General features: G+C 45.7%; 22 protein-coding genes, 1 pseudogene and 1 riboswitch. Of the genes and pseudogenes, 14 read left to right on the top strand and 9 right to left on the bottom strand.

The window, feature by feature from the left end; genetic code table 11:
- Window positions 1-11: 11 nt before the first annotated feature.
- Together LWH95_RS17560 and LWH95_RS17565 are read right to left on the bottom strand one after the other, a co-directional pair.
- Window positions 12-1,850, bottom strand: a complete 1,839-nt coding sequence (locus tag LWH95_RS17560; RefSeq protein ID WP_119913659.1) for a bifunctional homocysteine S-methyltransferase/methylenetetrahydrofolate reductase — start codon at window positions 1,848-1,850, stop codon at window positions 12-14.
- Window positions 1,851-1,941: 91 nt separating this feature from the next.
- Window positions 1,942-2,060: riboswitch (SAM riboswitch) on the bottom strand.
- A 106-nt stretch (window positions 2,061-2,166) separates the two neighbouring features.
- Entirely contained in the window at window positions 2,167-2,658 is a 492-nt protein-coding gene (locus LWH95_RS17565; protein ID WP_003239368.1) for a YajQ family cyclic di-GMP-binding protein, read from the bottom strand.
- A 98-nt stretch (window positions 2,659-2,756) separates the two neighbouring features.
- Here LWH95_RS17565 and LWH95_RS17570 point away from each other — a divergent pair.
- Window positions 2,757-3,654 (top strand): annotated as a pseudogene (locus LWH95_RS17570) (CvfB family protein).
- Between the two features lie 52 nt (window positions 3,655-3,706).
- On the opposite strand, the gene LWH95_RS17575 reads toward LWH95_RS17570, so the two are convergent.
- From LWH95_RS17575 to LWH95_RS17585, 3 genes are read right to left on the bottom strand one after another with little or no spacing between them, the layout of a single operon-like run.
- The gene (locus LWH95_RS17575; protein WP_003239365.1) at window positions 3,707-4,291 is read right to left on the bottom strand and encodes a sporulation delaying protein family toxin; all 585 of its coding nucleotides are present in this window, start codon (window positions 4,289-4,291) and stop codon (window positions 3,707-3,709) included.
- Window positions 4,288-5,217 (bottom strand): sporulation-delaying protein SdpB family protein, encoded by a 930-nt coding sequence (locus LWH95_RS17580; RefSeq protein ID WP_019258031.1) that lies wholly within the window; start codon window positions 5,215-5,217, stop codon window positions 4,288-4,290. The genes LWH95_RS17575 and LWH95_RS17580 overlap by 4 nt, the downstream gene beginning before the upstream one ends.
- Window positions 5,202-5,738, bottom strand: a complete 537-nt coding sequence (locus tag LWH95_RS17585) for an SdpA family antimicrobial peptide system protein (protein ID WP_133487964.1) — start codon at window positions 5,736-5,738, stop codon at window positions 5,202-5,204. The genes LWH95_RS17580 and LWH95_RS17585 overlap by 16 nt, the downstream gene beginning before the upstream one ends.
- Before the next feature lie 177 nt (window positions 5,739-5,915).
- Here LWH95_RS17585 and LWH95_RS17590 point away from each other — a divergent pair, with 177 nt between their 5' ends.
- The 4 genes from LWH95_RS17590 (at window position 5,916) to nprB (ending at window position 8,913) form a co-directional block, all read left to right on the top strand.
- A complete protein-coding gene (locus LWH95_RS17590) occupies window positions 5,916-6,263 on the top strand; it encodes a PadR family transcriptional regulator (protein ID WP_003239360.1) in 348 nt (115 codons plus the stop codon).
- Window positions 6,260-6,847: an HAAS signaling domain-containing protein gene (locus LWH95_RS17595; protein WP_133487960.1), complete on the top strand. Its 588-nt coding sequence runs from the start codon at window positions 6,260-6,262 to the stop codon at window positions 6,845-6,847. Before LWH95_RS17590 ends, LWH95_RS17595 begins: the two co-directional genes overlap by 4 nt.
- Window positions 6,848-6,866: 19 nt before the next feature.
- The gene (locus LWH95_RS17600) at window positions 6,867-7,160 is read left to right on the top strand and encodes a DUF3784 domain-containing protein (protein ID WP_003239356.1); all 294 of its coding nucleotides are present in this window, start codon (window positions 6,867-6,869) and stop codon (window positions 7,158-7,160) included.
- Between the two features lie 136 nt (window positions 7,161-7,296).
- Window positions 7,297-8,913 (top strand): neutral protease NprB, encoded by a 1,617-nt coding sequence (gene nprB, locus LWH95_RS17605; protein ID WP_232920082.1) that lies wholly within the window; start codon window positions 7,297-7,299, stop codon window positions 8,911-8,913.
- A gap of 47 nt (window positions 8,914-8,960) precedes the next feature.
- Here nprB and LWH95_RS17610 read toward each other — a convergent pair whose 3' ends face one another.
- Window positions 8,961-9,812: a DegV family protein gene (locus LWH95_RS17610; RefSeq protein ID WP_225515769.1), complete on the bottom strand. Its 852-nt coding sequence runs from the start codon at window positions 9,810-9,812 to the stop codon at window positions 8,961-8,963.
- Window positions 9,813-9,947: 135 nt separating this feature from the next.
- On the opposite strand from LWH95_RS17610, the gene LWH95_RS17615 reads away from it, so the two are divergent.
- Window positions 9,948-10,790 carry a YitT family protein gene (locus LWH95_RS17615; RefSeq protein WP_003224514.1) on the top strand — a complete coding sequence of 281 codons (843 nt, stop codon included), beginning with the start codon at window positions 9,948-9,950 and terminating at the stop codon, window positions 10,788-10,790.
- Between the two features lie 18 nt (window positions 10,791-10,808).
- Entirely contained in the window at window positions 10,809-11,264 is a 456-nt protein-coding gene (locus tag LWH95_RS17620; protein WP_003239350.1) for a BsuPI-related putative proteinase inhibitor, read from the top strand.
- A gap of 30 nt (window positions 11,265-11,294) precedes the next feature.
- On the opposite strand, the gene LWH95_RS17625 is transcribed toward LWH95_RS17620, so the two are convergent.
- The 3 genes from LWH95_RS17625 to yitU all read right to left on the bottom strand — a co-directional run bounded on the left by LWH95_RS17625 (window position 11,295) and on the right by yitU (window position 12,562).
- Window positions 11,295-11,492, bottom strand: coding sequence for a DUF3813 domain-containing protein (locus LWH95_RS17625; RefSeq protein WP_003239348.1), 198 nt, complete (start codon window positions 11,490-11,492; stop codon window positions 11,295-11,297).
- Window positions 11,493-11,645 (bottom strand): hypothetical protein, encoded by a 153-nt coding sequence (locus LWH95_RS17630; RefSeq protein ID WP_003239346.1) that lies wholly within the window; start codon window positions 11,643-11,645, stop codon window positions 11,493-11,495.
- A 104-nt stretch (window positions 11,646-11,749) separates the two neighbouring features.
- Window positions 11,750-12,562 carry a 5-amino-6-(5-phospho-D-ribitylamino)uracil phosphatase YitU gene (gene yitU / locus LWH95_RS17635; RefSeq protein WP_232920083.1) on the bottom strand — a complete coding sequence of 271 codons (813 nt, stop codon included), beginning with the start codon at window positions 12,560-12,562 and terminating at the stop codon, window positions 11,750-11,752.
- A 120-nt stretch (window positions 12,563-12,682) separates the two neighbouring features.
- On the opposite strand from yitU, the gene LWH95_RS17640 reads away from it, so the two are divergent.
- From LWH95_RS17640 to argJ, 7 genes are all read left to right on the top strand, one after another.
- The gene (locus LWH95_RS17640) at window positions 12,683-13,450 is read left to right on the top strand and encodes a prolyl oligopeptidase family serine peptidase (protein WP_232920084.1); all 768 of its coding nucleotides are present in this window, start codon (window positions 12,683-12,685) and stop codon (window positions 13,448-13,450) included.
- A gap of 64 nt (window positions 13,451-13,514) precedes the next feature.
- Complete coding sequence (locus LWH95_RS17645) at window positions 13,515-13,823, top strand: metal-sulfur cluster assembly factor (protein ID WP_003224525.1); 309 nt, start codon at window positions 13,515-13,517, stop codon at window positions 13,821-13,823.
- A gap of 68 nt (window positions 13,824-13,891) precedes the next feature.
- Window positions 13,892-14,062 carry a YqaE/Pmp3 family membrane protein gene (locus LWH95_RS17650; RefSeq protein ID WP_003232996.1) on the top strand — a complete coding sequence of 57 codons (171 nt, stop codon included), beginning with the start codon at window positions 13,892-13,894 and terminating at the stop codon, window positions 14,060-14,062.
- Between the two features lie 62 nt (window positions 14,063-14,124).
- On the top strand, window positions 14,125-15,555 hold the full coding sequence (locus LWH95_RS17655) for an FAD-binding oxidoreductase (RefSeq protein ID WP_232920085.1): 1,431 nt from the start codon (window positions 14,125-14,127) through the stop codon (window positions 15,553-15,555).
- Entirely contained in the window at window positions 15,555-16,094 is a 540-nt protein-coding gene (locus tag LWH95_RS17660) for an MFS transporter (protein WP_003239335.1), read from the top strand. The genes LWH95_RS17655 and LWH95_RS17660 overlap by 1 nt, the downstream gene beginning before the upstream one ends.
- A 203-nt stretch (window positions 16,095-16,297) precedes the next feature.
- Complete coding sequence (gene argC / locus LWH95_RS17665) at window positions 16,298-17,338, top strand: N-acetyl-gamma-glutamyl-phosphate reductase (RefSeq protein ID WP_232920086.1); 1,041 nt, start codon at window positions 16,298-16,300, stop codon at window positions 17,336-17,338.
- Between the two features lie 19 nt (window positions 17,339-17,357).
- Complete coding sequence (gene argJ, locus LWH95_RS17670; protein WP_133487944.1) at window positions 17,358-18,578, top strand: bifunctional ornithine acetyltransferase/N-acetylglutamate synthase; 1,221 nt, start codon at window positions 17,358-17,360, stop codon at window positions 18,576-18,578.
- Window positions 18,579-18,585: the final 7 nt, after the last annotated feature.

The raw sequence follows: 18,585 nt of genomic DNA on the forward strand, positions 1-18,585 counted from the left end.
TCATCTAGGTATTAATGCAAATAGATATTTTGGCGCTGCTCATCTTTTTGCTGGATATACGAAGTGAGCTCAGCGGTTAAGTCAGATCTGAGAAAAGGCGTAATCAAGTAGATGCCGTTAAACAGCTCGCATGCCGTGTCCAGCAGGGAGCGGGCAATCGCAAGGCCTTCCGCTTTTTGCTTCTCTTTATCTTCACCGGCGAGGGCCATTGTTTCGCGAATAGAGTCAGACAGCTTAATGCCCGGAATTTCATTGTGGATGAATTCAGCATTTCGGCTGCTTGTGAGCGGCATAATGCCGATATAGATCGGCGTCTTCAGATGCTTTGTTTCGTTATGGATATCGACAAGCTGCTGCTCGGAATAGACAGGCTGTGAAACAAAATAATCGGCCCCGCAATCTATTTTTTTCTCCAGCCGTTTTACCGCTTTATCCAGATGTCGGACGTTCGGATTAAATGCAGCGGCGACTGAGAAATTCGTTTTCTTGCCAAGCGGCTTTCCAGACAGGGACAGTCCTTCATTGAACTGTTTGATCAGCCTGATTAAATCAAAGGATGTTAAATCATAAACAGACGTTGCACCCGGAAAATCCCCGATTTTAGAAGGATCACCAGTAATGGCCAGCACGTCATTCAGCCCTAATGTATCAAGGCCCATTAAATGTGACTGTAAGCCGATAATATTTCGGTCACGGCATGTAATATGGACAAGGGACCGCATATCGAGCTGCTGCTTCACAAGGGCGCCGCAGGCAACATTGCTGATCCGCGGGGTAGCCAGTGAATTGTCAGCGAGCGTCAGGGCATCAATTCCCGCTTCTTTTAATTCAGCAGCAGCGGACAGAAATTTGTCAAAGCTCAATTTTTTCGGCGGGTCCAGCTCTACGATGATGGAGCGTTTTTCCGCCGCGATCTCATTCAGGCCGGGCTCTGTCCGCTCGTGCTGAACGGAAATGAATTCCTTCGCCCGGGTTTTGACTTCTTTTTCCGTAATCGGAGCCAGCCCGCCAACTGCTTCCGCCATCGCCCGGATGTGATTCGGTGTGGTGCCGCAGCAGCCGCCGATAATCCGTGCGCCTTGCTTGCGGAATTCTGATGCGCTGTTTTGAAAATACGTGTCATCTGTTTCATAGACGAGCCGTCCCTCTTCAAGCGAAGGAAGACTGCTGTTCGGATAAACTGATAAGAACACGTCGTCAAAAATAGGCACTTCGCTGAGCGCTTCAATCATATGATAAGGACCGAGCCGGCAGTTAATGCCGACGATATCAGCCCCGAGATCAGCAATCGATCGCAATGCTTCAGAAAGCGGCGTTCCGTCCTGCAGTACGCCTTGCTCGTGCATCGATACATTGAGCATAATCGGAAGGCTAGTCTCTTTGCGCGCGATTTTCAGCACTTCACGGGCTTCTTCCAAATCATAATACGTTTCTAACAGCAAGCCATCCGGTTCTTCATGCAGCAGCAGGTACAGCTGCTCGCGAAAGCTGCGTTTGATTTCGTCAAGGCTGTACGCGTTTTTATTAAATGTGCGGATGCCGCCCATCGTCCCAAGCACGTATGCATCGCCTGCTGAAGCCCGCGCGATTTTTACTGCCTCTTGATTCATTTTTTTAATGTCATCCTCAAGGCCGTGTCTCGATAATTTAATATAATTGGCCCCGTACGTATTCGTTTGAATAATGTTGGCTCCTGCCTCAACGTACGCTTTATGTATGCGCTGAATTTCCTCCGGCTTCGAAATGTTGAGCTCCTCAAAACACCTGTCAATGCCATAGGAGTAGAGGAGCGTCCCCATGGCGCCGTCACCGATTAACACCTGTTTTTGCAAATCTTCTAAAAGTCCCATTGTCTGCCTCCTTTATTCACATTCAGCAAGGAAAAAAAGAGAAATAAAAAAAGTCCTCTTAAGAAGAAGACTTTGTCAGTGATTTTGTCTCTTCTTATCTTCCAAGCTGTTCGAGCTTGCTGGATTTAGCACCTTGGTCATGGCTGATCGCCATTTACACCGGTTGCTGAAGCTTCGTCGGGCCAGTCCCTCTGCTTCTCTTGATAAGAACGGATATGAAGTTTTCGTATTCAGGAAATGCCAAAAGATGCCGGGCTTTTTCCCTTTCTCCAAATTTACCGAAAATAAAGACAATAATCAATAGGATTCAGAAAATTTATCTGAAATTTATAAATTGAACGTCAATCGGCAGATCTGCACCCCGCACAGCTGTAATAATCTGCTGCAGGTCATCCTTGTTTTTTCCAGTGACGCGCACTTGATCATCCTGCACCTGAGACTTTACTTTCAGTCCGGAGTTTTTGATGATCGTATTGATTTTTTTGGCGTTGTCTTTGTCAATGCCTTGAACAAGCTTTGCGCGCTGGCGTACCGTTCCCCCTGATGCGTTTTCAACCTTGCCGTAATCAATGTTTTTTGTCGGTACATTTCGTTTTATTAATTTACTGACCAGCACATCTTTCAGCTGGCTTAATTTGAATTCGTCATCAGAAACGAGGACAAGCTCCTCTTTATCTAAAGAAATGTCGCTTTTGCTTCCTTTAAAGTCATAGCGTGTGCTGATTTCCTTCAGTGCGATTTGGATCGCGTTTTGCACTTCAGGCAATTCCACCTTAGATACAATATCAAATGAACTTTCTTTTGCCATACGAAAACCTCCATAACATTTAACTTATGAGTTGATTATAGTAGAATAAAGAGAAACTTCCAACAGAACAAAGAATCAATTTGTGATGATTGGAAAAAATGTTAACAGAATCCGCAGAAAAATAAGCGGAACAGGAAGGACGATAGCATGAGACCAGGGCAGCAATTAACCTTGAGTATAGATCACCAAACTGACTTCGGTTACTTTTTAACCGACGGAGAAGACACGATTCTCTTACATAACAGTGAAATAACTGAGGATATCGAGGACAGAGACGAAGTAGAGGTCTTTATATACGTCGATCAGCAGGAAAGGCTTGCGGCCACGATGAAAATTCCGGTCATCAGCGCTGATGAGTATGGCTGGGTCGAAGTGGTGGATACAGTGGAAGATATGGGCGTTTTCGTTGATGTCGGTTTATCTAAGGACGCGCTTGTCGCAACCGAGCATTTGCCTCCGTACGAAGATGTCTGGCCGCAAAAAGGGGATAAGCTTTACTGTATGCTGAAGGTGACAAACCGGGGACGCATGTTCGCGAAACCAGCGCCGGAAGATATCATCAGCGACCTGTTTACCGACGCCACAGAAGATATGATGAATAAAGAGCTGACAGGTACGGTGTACAGACTGATCGCAACAGGTTCATTCGTCATCACGGACGACGGTATACGCGGTTTTATCCATCCTTCAGAAAGAAAAGAGGAGCCAAGACTCGGCTCAAGAGTCACGGGACGGGTGATTCAAGTCAAAGAAGACGGTTCAGTCAACATGTCGCTGCTTCCGAGAAAACAGGATGCAATGTCTGTTGATGCTGAGTACATTCTGACGTATATGAGAACAAGAAACGGCGCCATGCCGTACAGCGACAAAAGCCATCCTGACGATATCAGAGAACGTTTTAACATGAGCAAGGCCGCCTTTAAACGCGCGCTCGGCCATTTGATGAAAAACGGAAAAGTGTATCAGGAAGACGGATGGACATACGAGAAAAAATAGCATGAAAAAGGCTCGCCTGCAGCAGGACTGCAGAGCGAGCCTTTTTTTATTTCTAGTTTAATTCATCAACCAGCGTTCTGATTGCCATTTCGCGATCGACATTGTCTGAAATCGCAATCGGCGTAATATCAATGGCAAGAATGATCAGAATCAGGGCACCGGCTGCAGCAACATAAGAAACATAATAGAAATAGTTAGCGGTATCGACCGTGTTGACGAGCTCGGCCTGAACTCTGGACGTATCATCCTTGGAAGCGGCGATTTCCTTTGCGGCTTCCACTTTTTCTTCAACGATTTGACCCGCTTTTTTCAGCAGTTCATCCACTTTCAATGCATCTTTGCTGTAAACAGCTTTCTTCAGGTTATCAAAGAAGTCAGCATCCTCTTTTTTAATATCAGCGACAACCTGATTGGCAAATGCTTTTGCCTCTTTTGTGTTGAGTTTGTCAGTCATGGCTTTATTGAAGACCTCTGGAAGCTGTTTGCCTACTTCCCCCTGAGCAAATACAAACCCTTTAAAAATTTCCTCACCTGAATACTCGAGCTGCTTTGCCTGTGCCACACTTTCTTGCTGCTTCACCAAAAACACAGTCGTCACCAATACAACCGACAAAAACACTAGAAACGCCTTCTTCAAACTGAAACCTCTCCCTTCTTTTGTTTTTTATTCCACAACAGTCTTCGAATATATGTAAATTGAATCGTGGAATCGATAGGAGTGAGATACAATATCAAAATGCCGGCCATGATAAGCGAGAAACTGATGAGGCCCAGCATGACTGCAAAAATCTCATGCATAAAAACAGCGATGATCAAAATCAATCTCCAATGCTTCTTCGGCGCGAACAGCGCCGCAAAGATGACAATCTGAACCAACAGCGTCCCCCATGTCGGAATCACAACGAACGGACTTGTCACAAAAGGCTTCGTTAACGCCTGAAAAAAGCCGTTAAAGCCGATGGTTTTTTCCTGGGCGAAATAATAGACGGCTGTTCCGTCCACCCATTCCTGCTGAGACAGCTTAGCGACGGTAGAATGAAAATAAAGCACCGCCACTTGGATTCTGATCACAAAATAAGAAATAAAAGCTGTAATTTTTCCAAGTGTTCTTTTGCCCTCTAGAGGACTCGTGCTCCAATGCCATTTTCTCGGATCAGTCAGCGTGATGGGGAGCAATAAAAAGGTCATGACAGCTGCTGCCTGCTCGCCTCCATCGATGACGATTAACGATGACTGCAAGCTGTAACTGACATACCAATGGAGAACCCCGGTGATTCTAGGGCGCCAGCCAATGACGACAAGCACCAGAATGACAATGCAGACCCATCTGAGAAGATTTAACATCATATAGTTATTTTCGCCGAGGCAAAAGAGACTGAGATTCATTTTACAAGCAGGATAACTGCTGATTCCGCTGGCTGGCTTCATGATGAGACTCGGATGATTGACGAGCAGCGTCAGCAGGCTGGATAGCGCAATGATGCTTCGCGCGAGGCCGTATACATTTGTCCACGGGTTTCTTTCGTCCCATCCGGTGATGGTCTGTTTTATGTTTTCGAGCATGAGATCACAACCTTGACTATGCTTTTTACCTGATAAGACGAAGGGGTGTATTTAGAATAGCTCCAAGGAACAATATCCTCTTTCGTCAAAAAGTAGCTGCCGCAAAGCAGCGGGCGGGGAGCGGGTGTTTTTAATTGCACGGTTTTGGCTTTGCTTTTGCAGGCGCCGAGGTCCTTTTCTTTACATGCTGTCCACTGTTCCTTGCCGACTTGGCTGTAGATGACGCCCATTTCAACGCCTTGAGATCTCCCATACCGATACAGGCCGAATAGATTATCAGCCCTCATATTGGGCCAGCTGACCTTGGCACTTTCTTCGCCATCCTCATATAATCCGATCGCAGTATCACGCGGATTTTTGCTGAAAAAGCCCCAGCCCTGAGGAATGACGCTGGACATAAGAAATTTGGCGTCCTTTGTCAGCGGAATAGGGGTTGTCCCTAAGCTGCCAATAATAGAAAACAGAAATAACGAGCCCCAAAGGACTGAAAAAATGACGAAAAATGATATCGATTTCTGCATTCGACTGCTCCTTTTAACCTCAAGAATCGTTTTTTCACTTTTCATAATATAAAAACATTTATGTAATAAAAAGGTTAAAAAGTATGAGAAATTCCATTTTTGTTAAATGAAAAAACAGGACCTTTTTCACTGCTATATGTGATTGATATATAGTGGTTTTTTCGATATATTTAAACCATGAAAACGAATCAAGTTAATGACCGCTGGATTGTTCAATTTCGAAAAGGGATTTTCGAGCTGGCCATCCTTTCCCTGCTGCGCTCTAAACCGATGTACGGTTATGAGCTGACGTCATCTTTAAAAACAACCTCGGCACTGGCTATTTCAGAGGGAGCGATTTATCCGATTCTGAAACGAATGACCGAGAAGGGATGGATCGAATTTTTTTGGGAGGATTCATTGGACGGCCCGAAAAGAAAGTATTACAAAATGACGCAAAAAGGAGAAGAAATGTTAAAAGAACGGCTGGAGAAATACCTGGAAACCCATCAAGCCTTACTGTCTTTATCGGAGGATTTGCTATGAATGCACAGCACATCATTGACAGGTACATGGAGGAACTAAATGCAGAGCTGGCGAATATGCCTGATGTAGAGAGAGAAAACGCCATCTGCGAATTAAAGGGACATATAACCGCTTTCGTACAAGACAGAATCAAAGCCGGCCTTAGTGAAGAGGAACTGCAGGAAGCTGTTGAAACCGAATTTTCTCATCCGAAGGAGCTTGCCGAAGCGATGAGGGGTGATGGAGGAGAGATGAAAAGGAGGGGGTCTTTATTGGGCAAAAGCTGGCTTTCGGTCCTTCTCATTGCCGTGATTATCGCCCTGCCGCTGCTGCCGCCCGATTACAGACATCTGCCGCTGGTTGTTTATTTAACGGTGCTCGCCGGATATGTGTGGAAGCGGAAAAAACTGATGATGTTTGCTGGCGTCAGAAAAAACAAATTGCGCTCTCAAAAGGAGATTGTCACGATTTCGCGAGTCGGTGCGGCTTATTTGCTGTTTTTGGCTGTGCTGCTTCTTTTGCAGCCGTTCCTCAATGCATCCGTCGTCCTGCTGCTGATTGCAGTAAGCTGCGCCGCTTTTTTTCTTTTTCTAAACGTCAAGTAATGTTGTAGGAGGCTCAAATATGGAAATCGGCATTAATTATCTGTTAATAGTCATCGCGCTTTTATTCTTTGTAGTTGCCTATTTTGTCGGGATCAAAAAACAAACGTGGATGCTGGCCGGATTTAATGAGGCCCGTATCCGGGATAAAGATCGGCTGGCCAGAATAGCAGGCTACTTTTTCTTGAATTCCGGTTTGTTCATTTTGCTGAATAGCTTTATCTCGTTTCAAGGCCAGGAGCAGCTCATTCCGCCGCTTATTTTGGCATATGGAGCAGGGGTTATTATTTATGTCAATAAAAAATTAGTAGAGTAGAAAAAGAAGGGCAGAGTGAAATATCTCTGCCCTTCTTTTTTGGGGAAAATAAGAACGAAGCACCACATACAAGTATTTGTTTTTTTGATAGGATGAAGAAAAATGATAGATTCCAAAACAGGAAGGATGTGGTGTTTTGCGCAACCTAGCCAAGACGTCTCTATTGCTGGCCGGCTTATGCACGGCGGCCCAAATGGTTTTTGTAACACAGGCCTCAGCTGATCAAAGCATCAAATATGACAATACGTATCAAACCCCTTCATACATCATCGAAAAGTCATCACCGAAGCAAGCACAAAACACAACCCAAAAAGAATCGCTATTTTCCTATCTTGACAAGCATCAAACGCATTTTAAGCTCAAAGGGGATGCGAACAGCCATTTTCGCATTTCAAAAACAATAAAGGATCCAAAGACAAAACAAACGTTTTTTAAATTAACGGAAGTTTACAAAGGAATTCCGATTTACGGCTTTGAACAAGCGGTCGCAATGAAGGAAAACAAACAGGTGAAAAGTTTCTTTGGAAGGGTGCATCCGCAAATAAAAAACGTATCCGTCACACCGTCCATTTCTGAAGAAAAAGCAATACATACAGCGCGACGTGAGCTCGAGGCTTCCATAGGGAAAATCGAATATATTGACGGGGAACCGAAAGGCGAATTATATATCTATCCGCACGACGGGGCATATGATCTTGCCTACCTTGTGAGAATCTCGACATCTGAACCTGAGCCTGGCTATTGGCATTATTTCATCGATGCCAAAAATGGAAAGGTTATTGAGTCTTTTAACGCCATTCATGAAGCGGCAGGTACAGGAATCGGCGTCTCAGGCGATGAAAAAAGCTTTGAAGTCACTGAACAGAATGGGCGCTTTTATTTGGCGGACGAAACAAGGGGAAAAGGGATCAATACGTTTGACGCGGAGAACCTGAATGAAACCTTGTTTACGCTTTTGTCTCAATTGATCGGGTATACGGGCAAAGAAATAGTCAGCGGCACATCTGAATTTAAAGAACCGGCGGCTGTGGACGCACATGCAAATGCGCAAGCCGTTTACGACTATTACAGCCAGACATTTGGCCGAAATTCTTTTGATCAAAACGGAGCAAGGATTACGTCTACCGTGCATGTCGGTAAACAGTGGAACAATGCGGCGTGGAACGGTGTGCAGATGGTATACGGTGATGGAGACGGCTCAACATTTAAGCCGCTGTCCGGATCGCTCGACATTGTCGCACATGAAATCACACACGCAGTCACGCAGTATTCCGCCGGTCTTTTATATCAAGGAGAACCCGGTGCATTAAACGAGTCCATTTCCGACATTATGGGGGCGATGGCAGACCGTGATGATTGGGAAATCGGCGAGGATGTCTATACCCCGGATATTGCGGGAGATTCATTACGGTCATTAGAGGACCCATCCAAGCAAGGAAATCCCGATCATTACTCGAACCGTTACACAGGAACAGAGGATTATGGCGGAGTCCATATCAATTCGTCCATCCACAATAAAGCAGCTTACCTTCTGGCAGAAGGAGGCGTGCACCACGATGTACAGGTTGAAGGGATTGGGCGTGAAGCATGTGAACAAATTTACTATCGGGCTTTAACATATTATGTAACGGCGTCTACAGATTTCAGCATGATGAAGCAAGCGGCAATCGAAGCGGCCAATGATTTATACGGTGAAGGCTCGATGCAATCCGCTTCAGTCGAGAAAGCGTATAAAGCTGTCGGAATTCAATAAGCAAACAAAAACAGTCAGGACATATGAGTCTGACTGTTTTTGTTTGCTTATTTTCTTAAAAAGAATATCGCCAATGTGCCGGGGCCGGCGTGCGAGCCGATTGCAGAACCGATCGAATGCATGATGATCTCTTTCGGCTTGAACGCATCCTCAATCAAGTGTTTCATGTCAGTGGCTTTTTCTTCGTTCGCGGCGTAGCTGATCCCTACGGTTTGATTGCTCCAATCATCCCCGCGCTCTTTCATGAGTTCGATGATCCGTTTGAAAAGTTTTTTCTGTCCGCGGATTTTTTCCAGAGGCACAAGCTTGCCGTCCTCCATCTGAAGCAGCGGTTTAATATTCAGCAGACCGCCGACAAAAGCGGATGTTTTTGAGATGCGGCCGCCTCTTGCAAGATATGTGAGATCATCCACGGTAAAAATGTGCTCAAGCTGTTCACAAAAGTTCTTTACAGACGTTTCAATTTCTTGTATTGTATTCCCGTTGATACAGAGATCGGCGGCATGCCGGACGGCCAAACCGTATCCTAATGAAGCACATTTGGAATCAATGACCCGCAAATCGAAATCGGGGAATTCCTCCTTCACTTCATTGGCGATCATCACAGCCGTCTGATACGTGCCTGAGAGGCCTGAGGAAAAGGCAATGTAAAGAGCGGGATCACCTGTTTCGGCATATTGCAAAAACACATTTTTAATCGTTTGCGGTGAGGCTTGGGACGTCTTAGGCGTTTCTCCATTTTGCATCGCTTCAAATATTTGATCCGCATCAATCGTGACTGCATCTTCGAATTCTTTATCTCCGAGAGAAACTCTGAGCGGAATAAAGCCGATGCCGTTTTCTTCAAAATAAGAACGGGGCAGATCGGCGGCGCTGTCAGCGATAAGATGAACTGTCATATTGCTTCCCTTCTTTCCGTTATCGTTCGTTATCAAGAGAGTTAAGCCAACTATATCATATTAATTTGCCAAAATCGTGTTCAAATATTTGTTTTTAGGGAAAACATAAAAGAAGAAAGAGCGGAGGAACATGCCATGGTTCTAGATCAAACAAAAAAATTACTCATCGTCATCATCGGCGCTTTACTCAATGCGGCCGGGCTGAACTTATTTTTGATTCCGGCAGATGTATATGCCAGCGGATTTACGGGTGTCGCCCAGCTTTTATCAAGCGTCATTGTGCAATACGCCCCCTTTTACATATCGACAGGAACGCTCTTGTTCCTCTTAAACATTCCGGTCGGTATTTTAGGGTGGCTGAAGGTCGGCAAATCGTTTACGGTATACAGCATTCTAAGTGTCGCACTGACTACTGTGTTTATGGGGATCCTGCCGGAAACAAGCCTGTCACATGACATTTTGCTGAACGCGGTGTTCGGCGGCGTCATTTCCGCTGTCGGTATTGGCTTAACATTAAAATACGGCGCTTCGACAGGCGGGCTTGATATCGTCGCCATGGTGCTTGCAAAGTGGAAGGATAAACCCGTCGGCACGTATTTCTTCATTCTGAACGGGATTATCATCTTGACGGCAGGATTATTGCAAGGTTGGGAGAAAGCATTATATACCCTGGTTACACTGTATGTGACAACGAGGGTGATCGACGCTATTCACACCCGCCACATGAAGCTTACGGCAATGATCGTGACGAAAAAAGCGGACGAAATCAAAGAAGCCATTTACGGAAAAATGGTGCGCGGCATCACAACTGTTCCGGCCAAAGGCGCCTTTACGAACGAACAGAAAGAAATGATGATTATCGTCATCACAAGGTATGAACTGTACGATTTAGAGAAGATCGTCAAAGAAGTTGATCCGAAAGCATTTACGAACATTGTTCAAACGACTGGGATTTTTGGTTTCTTTAGAAAAGACTGACGAAAGCAGGTGGAAGTCGTGAAACGGCTGCTTGTGATGCTCCTGCCCGTGCTGCTTTTGATAGGCTGCGGGAAAGATGAGCAGACAGAACCCGATAAGGAGGTATCAGGCGGAATGGAGAATCAAGAGGTTGTTTTATCTGTTGACGCAATTCAGGAGCCTGAACAAATCAAGTTTAACATGTCGCTGAAGAACCAAAGCGAACGTGCTGTCGAGTTTCAATTCAGCACAGGACAAAAATTTGAACTTGTCGTGTATGATTCTGAGAACAAAGAAAGATACCGTTATTCGAAAGACAAAATGTTTACGCAGGCTTTTCAAAACCTGACGCTTGAGCCTGGAGAAACATATGATTTCTCTGATGTGTGGAAGGAAGTCCCTGAGCCCGGAACCTACGAGGTGAAGGTGACATTTAAGGGCAGAGCGGAGAATCTGAAGCAGGTTCAGGCTGTTCAGCAGTTTGAAGTCAAATAAGAGGCTATGGCGAATCGCCATAGCCTTTTTTTATTGAAGTTTGTCCAGCTGATCCTGAAATTGATGGAGCTGGCGACGTTCCGCATCTGTCGAGTTGGCATACGCAGAAGACACAGCGTTTTTGGCTCTCAGAATCGCTTGCTCCTGATCGCCTTCCTCAAAGCCGTTTGTCACCATGACAGCCTGTTGAACAAATGATTTTGCCTGCTGAAACAGTTCGTTTCTCATTTAATATTCAACCTGTCTTTCGGCCGAGTCTCGTGCCGCGGCATGCTGGTGAGCTTCTTCTAATGTAGACCGATATGGAAATCTAGCGGCGTGTAGCCCGATGGAGTCTTTACCCTGCTGAATAAACCTTCTGGATTTGCTTCGTTTACCCATTTTGAGACTGCCCCCTTCCATACTTTGACGAGATGAGTCGTCTTCAATAGTATGGTGGGGCGAAGTAAGGTTTATGAGTGGGAAAAATTAATACGGACCGGCCTTTAAAGTGAGAAATATTCTTTCAAAAACCTTGCCACGCCGTCTTCTTCATTTGCAGCTGTTGTTCGGTTGGCAATCTGCTTGACAGCGTCAATTCCATTTCCCATGGCAACGCCGCAGCCGGCGAATTCAAGCATCTCTAAATCGTTATCCTCATCGCCAAAAGCAATGATCCGTTCCCTCGGCACGCCGTAATAATCGCTGATTTTCTGCAGGCCGACCGCTTTGTTCATACCGCTTTTAATAATTTCAATGACGTGCCACGGCGCGGCCCATCTTCTATGATCGATCACCTCGGCATGCACATCCGATAAATAGGAGCGTATTGCCGGAACATCTTCTTCTTTTGCGTGAATGAGTACGGATGTAACATCCTCACCGAGATTTTCCCGCAAGTCTCCGACCGTCACCTTCGTTGTGTTCATGTTAAAGGCATCAATCAGGTGCTCATCATGGTAATGAAAGTACACGTCGTCAATGACTTCAGCAAGCACATTATGTACGTTGTAGTTCTCGCTGATATCCACCAGCTGTTTGACAACATTAAGCGGCAGCGAGGTATGATACCGTCCCCAGCTGTCGTCCTGCGGATGATGGACAAACGCTCCGTTAAAATTGACAATCGGCGTTGTCAGCTCCATCTGCTGGTAGTACATGGAGCTTGAACGGTACGGACGGCCTGTTGCGATGCAGACATAATGCCCGTCATCTTTTAGGCGCTGTATCGTCCGAAGGGTGTTTTCAGATATGGTTTTATCATCCTTTAATAACGTTCCATCTAAGTCTAATGCGATTAAATAAGGTTTTGTCTCCATGAAAAGCTCCTTTTACCTTAGATTTTGCTTGTTTTGCCTTACTTACAGTGTAGCTTTTTACCATCTTTATTGTCTACATGTTACACTTATGATTATGGTTATCCTAAGGAGGTGCACATTGTGATTCAAATTGAAAATCAAACCGTTTCCGGTATTCCGTTTTTACATATTGTAAAGGAAGAGAACAGACACCGCGCTGTTCCTCTTGTGATCTTTATACATGGTTTTAGAAGCGCGAAGGAACACAACCTTCATATTGCTTACCTGCTTGCGGAGAAGGGCTTCAGAGCTGTACTGCCGGAGGCTCTGCACCATGGTGAACGGGGAGAAGAAATGGCTGTTGAAGAGCTGGCCGGCCATTTTTGGGACATCGTTCTCAACGAGATTGAAGAGATCGACGTACTAAAATCCCATTTTGAAAAAGAGGGCCTGATAGACAGCGGCCGCATCGGGCTTGCAGGCACGTCGATGGGTGGCATCACAACGCTTGGCGCATTGACTGCTTATGATTGGATAAAAGCCGGCGTCAGTCTGATGGGGAGCCCGAATTACGTGGAACTGTTTCAGCAGCAGATTGACCATATTCAATCTCAGGGCATTGAGATCGATGTGCCAGAAGAAAAGGTGCAGGAGCTGATGGAGCGTCTTGAATTGCGTGATCTCAGCCTTCAGCCGGAGAAACTGCGCCAGCGCCCGCTATTATTTTGGCATGGCGTAAAAGATAAAGTCGTGCCTTACGCGCCGACCCGGAAATTTTATGACACGATCAAATCCCACTATAGCGAGCAGCCGGAACGCCTCCAATTTATCGGAGATGAGCACGCCGACCATAAAGTCCCGCGGACAGCTGTGTTAAAAACGATTGAATGGTTTGATACGTACTTATAAAGCACTAAGTTATTAACAAGAGCTGAATTTACGTTATACTGTAGAAAAAAAGGAGTGAAGGAACATGGAAGAGGCATTAAAAGAAAACATCATGGGCGCCCTGGAACAGGTTGTCGATCCTGAGCTTGGCGTTGATATCGTGAACCTTGGTTTGGTATACGATGTTGACATGGATGAAGACGGCTTAACGCACGTGACGATGACACTGACATCAATGGGCTGCCCTTTAGCGCCAATTATCGTTGATGAAGTGAAAAAAGCGTTAGCGGACATTCCGGAAGTAAAAGAGACGGAGGTTCACATTGTGTGGAATCCGCCTTGGACAAGAGATAAAATGTCCAGATACGCGAAAATCGCGCTTGGCATTCAATAAAACAAAACAAAAGAGGACAGCCTGACATGTGAGGCTGTCTTTTTTACAGCTGAAAGGAGTGAAAGGAAATGATGTACCTGCTTGCTGTCCTATGCCCGCCGCTCGCTGTTTTGTTTTCGGGAAAACCGTTTCAGGCATTGCTAAATCTCATATTGACCTGTATCTTTTGGCTGCCGGGCGCGATTCATGCCTGCTTTATCGTCGCCGACCGCCGTGCCGAAAAACGGGCAAGAAGATAATCTGGAAAAAATGAGGGCGCGGACATGGTATAATGGTCATAAAAAACAGCAGGGAGAGCGCCATGAAAAAGAAATTGCTTGCATTCGCGCTTTGTACAGGCGCGTATGCGGCCCTGTTTGCGTACTCTGTGCATTCAGATCAAAAAACAGACACAAGCGAGATGACGGATGTCAGCCGCCTGATGCCTGTGAAAATTAAGCAGACAGTGAAAGGGCAGGAAAAGGAAACGCTCATTGACACAGTCAAAGAAGCAAATCGAAAAAACATAAAGATCTCAATCGCCGGGGCACAGCACTCCATGGGCGGCCATACATATTATGAGGACGGCATCGTTCTCGACATGACAGGCTACAACAAAATCCTGTCACTCGATCAAGAGAAGAAAACCATCAGAGTGCAAAGCGGTGCGACGTGGAATGACATCCAGAAATACGTGAATCCATACGGACTTGCGGTAAAAGTCATGCAGTCACAAAATATTTTTACAATTGGGGGATCTCTCAGCGCCAATGCCCACGGACGTGATATCCGCTACGGCTCGCTGATTGATACAGTCAAATCATTTCGGCTTTTAAAAGCGGACGGAACGATCGTCACCGTCACTCCAAAAGATGATTTGTTTACGGCAGTCATCGGAGGATACGGTCTTTTTGGCGTGATTCTTGATGTAACACTTGAGCTGACGGATGATGAGCTGTATGTCATGCAGACTGAAAAAATGAATTACAGCGCATACGCAGACTATTTTACAAAGCACGCAAAAGGCGATCCGGATGTCCGAATGCATTTGGCGCGCATTTCAACAGGGAAAAAAGGATTTCTGAAAGACATGTATGTCACGAATTACATATTGGCTGATCATCAGGATGAGCTGTCATCATACAGCGATCTTAAAAAAGACGAGTATACGGGAGTCACAAAGTTTGCACTCGGTTTGTCAAGACGGTATGAATGGGGCAGAAATTGGCTGTGGGACACGCAACAATCCTATTTCCTGAGCCAAAACGGCACAATGATCTCACGCAATAACGTCATGCGGTCCGAATCAAAATTTCTCGAATATGAAAACAATGACAACACAGATGTCCTGCAAGAATACTTTGTGCCGGTAAAGGAGTATGCGTCCTATATTGACGACCTGAGACAAACGCTGTCGGCCGAGGACTTGAACCTGCTGAACATTACGCTCCGCTACGTGCAGAAAAATGAAAAAGCCGACCTTTCTTATGCGAAGGATGATATGTTTTCGCTCGTGCTTTTAATAAACGAAGGCTTTTCAAAAGAAGACCAGGCAGACACTGCCCGGATCATCAGGCGCATGACCGACGCTGCCATCAAGCACGGCGGCAGCTATTATCTGCCGTATATGACTTATCAGACAAAAGCGCAAATGAGGCAGGCGTATCCGAAAAGCGAAGCGTTTTTTCAGAAAAAACGTATGTATGATCCGGATGAGCGCTTTATGAATTATTTTTATCAGAGGTATAAATAATGGGGAAAAACAAATTAAAGTGGCTGACATTATCACAAAGCAGCGTGTTTTTCGCAAGCAGCTTAATCTTTCCGTTTTATATTCTGTTTGTGAAAAACATCGGCTCAAGCTACACACAGTTCGGTTTTTCCTACGGATTGTTCGGGCTGAGCGGGGCGCTCATTTATCCGCTGCTCGGACGGCTGTCTGAAAGGCTCGACAGCCGCTATTTTCTGCTTGCGAACTCTTGGGGCATGGCTGTGCTGCTTTTGTATGTCCCGCATATCGGAAGCATCGTTCAAGTGTATATCGTCCAAGTGCTGTTAGGGCTCTTTGGGGCGATGCAGAAGCATGGAGAAAAAGTGTTGATCGCCGATTTTACAGACAGCGGAGAGCGCGGAAAGAAGATTGGGAATTATCATTTTTGGACGGCTGTCTTTTCAGCGGCAGCCATTATGCTCGGCGGCTTTCTCGCCGACTTTTTTACGGTGCAAATGATTTTTTATGCAAGCTCTATTCTTTATTTCTTGAGCGGATTAATGATGATGAAAACAGGCTGACGCGGTCAGCCTGTTTTTTTATGCGGTTGAGAAAAGCGGGAGATCAACGTTTTCTGCTGCAATAGCACCGTTTTTTTAGAGCGAATTTTTTGTTGAACAGAAAATTTACAAATGAATAAAAATATTAAATATACGATTGAATTAATTTTTATTCATGTTATAATGTTAAATAATTTCACAAAGACCAAGAAGGTGAACTTGTTTTGAAAATAGGAATTGTAGGCGCTACAGGTTATGGAGGCACCGAACTTGTCAGGATTCTCTCACATCACCCTCATGCAGAGGAATGTATACTTTATTCATCCAGCGGTGAAGGGAATGTCTATAGCGAGGTTTATCCTCATCTTACCGGCTTAGCCGATCAGAAGCTGAAGCCCATTGATATGAATACGATCAAACACGAAATAGATATCATGTTTCTTGCTGCGCCGCCCGGGGTATCAAGTGAATTGACTCCGCAGCTGGCAGATGCGGGAATTTCGGTTATTGATCTGTCAGGTGATCTGAGGATACAAGAGCCGGCTGAATATGAAAAGTGGTATAAACGGACAGCGGCACCGAAGAAAGTGATTCATGAGGCGGTTTACGGCCTGGCGGAACTGAATCAAAAGCAAATTCAACAGGCGAAACTCATCGCTAATCCGGGCTGTTTTCCAACTGCTGTTTTGCTCGGCCTCGCGCCATTGGCTCGAAAGAAGCTGCTCAATGAGTCTTTCGTTATCGTTGACGCGAAGACTGGTGTTTCCGGGGCGGGAAGAAAAGCATCTATGGGAACTCATTTTTCAGAGCTGAACGACAATTTTAAAATTTATAAAGTCAATGAACATCAGCACACGCCGGAAATTGAACAGGCGCTGAATGAATGGCAGCCGGGGCTCGGGCCTATTACATTTTCGGCTCACTTGGTTCCGATGACAAGGGGCATCATGGCGACGATGTATACGCAATTAACAACTTCTGATGTATCGGCAGATGACCTGCATGATTTATATTCGGAATTTTACCAAGATTCATATTTTGTGAGAGTGAGGCCAAAAGGGCAATATCCGCAAACGAAGGAAGTGTACGGCAGCAATTTCTGTGATATCGCTGTTACCCTCGACGAGAGAACGAACAGAGTCACGATCGTCTCGGTAATCGATAATTTAATGAAGGGTGCCGCCGGTCAGGCTGTGCAAAACTTTAATTTGATGAATGGCTGGAATGAAGAGACTGGGCTCACCATGACGCCAATTTATCCATAGAACGGGAGAGAATCGAACCATGATTCAGTTAAGTGAAGATCAAATTGTAAAAGTAACAGGTGATGTATCCTCGCCAAAAGGGTTTCAGGCAAAGGGTGTGCATTGCGGGCTGCGCTACTCGAAAAAAGACCTCGGCGTCATTATCAGCGAGACACCGGCAGTAAGTGCCGCAGTTTATACCCAAAGCCATTTTCAGGCTGCTCCGATCAAAGTCACACAAGACAGCTTAAAGCATGGATCAGCATTGAAAGCCGTCATCGTCAACAGCGCCATTGCCAATGCCTGCACGGGAGAACAGGGCTTAAAGGATGCATACGCAATGCGGGAGAGCCTTGCTTCACAGCTTGGCATTGAGCCGGAGCTTGTCGCTGTTTCATCAACGGGCGTCATCGGCGAACATTTAGACATGGAAAAGATTCAGGCAGGCATCGAGCTGCTGACACAAACACCTGCGGGATCAGGAGATTTTGAGGAAGCGATTTTAACAACCGATACGGTGATCAAGCAGACGTGCTATGAGCTGACAATCGGCGGTGAAACAGTCACGATCGGCGGAGCGGCTAAAGGCTCCGGAATGATTCACCCGAACATGGCAACGATGCTGGGGTTTGTGACAACAGATGCGGCAATCGAAGAAAAAGCGCTGCAAAAGGCGCTTCGCGAAATCACTGACGTTTCATTTAACCAAATCACAGTTGACGGTGAAACATCCACGAACGACATGGTCTTGGTCATGGCAAACGGCTGCGCGGAAAATGAGTGCCTGACGGAAGATCATCCAGACTGGCCGGTCTTTAAAAAAGCACTCTTGCTGACTTGCGAGGATTTGGCTAAAGAGATTGCCAGAGACGGAGAAGGCGCGACCAAGCTAATCGAAGCGCAAGTGAAAGGTGCAAAAAACAATCTTGATGCAAACGTGATTGCCAAAAAAATAGTCGGCTCAAGTCTCGTGAAAACGGCGGTCTACGGAACAGATGCCAACTGGGGACGCATTATCGGAGCCATCGGGCACAGCGCAGCTCAGGTGACGGCAGAAGAAGTAGAGGTTTATCTCGGGGGCCAATGCCTGTTTAAGCATAATGAACCCCAGCCATTCTCTGAATCTCTCGCCAAGGAATACCTTGAAGGAGATGAAATCACCATTGTCATCAAGATGGATGAAGGTGACGGGAACGGTAGAGCGTGGGGCTGTGACCTGACCTACGACTATATCAAAATTAACGCGAGCTATCGCACGTAATAAAGGG

The sequence above is a fragment of the Bacillus sp. G16 genome, from assembly GCF_021282335.1.
GTDB lineage: Bacteria > Bacillota > Bacilli > Bacillales > Bacillaceae > Bacillus > Bacillus inaquosorum.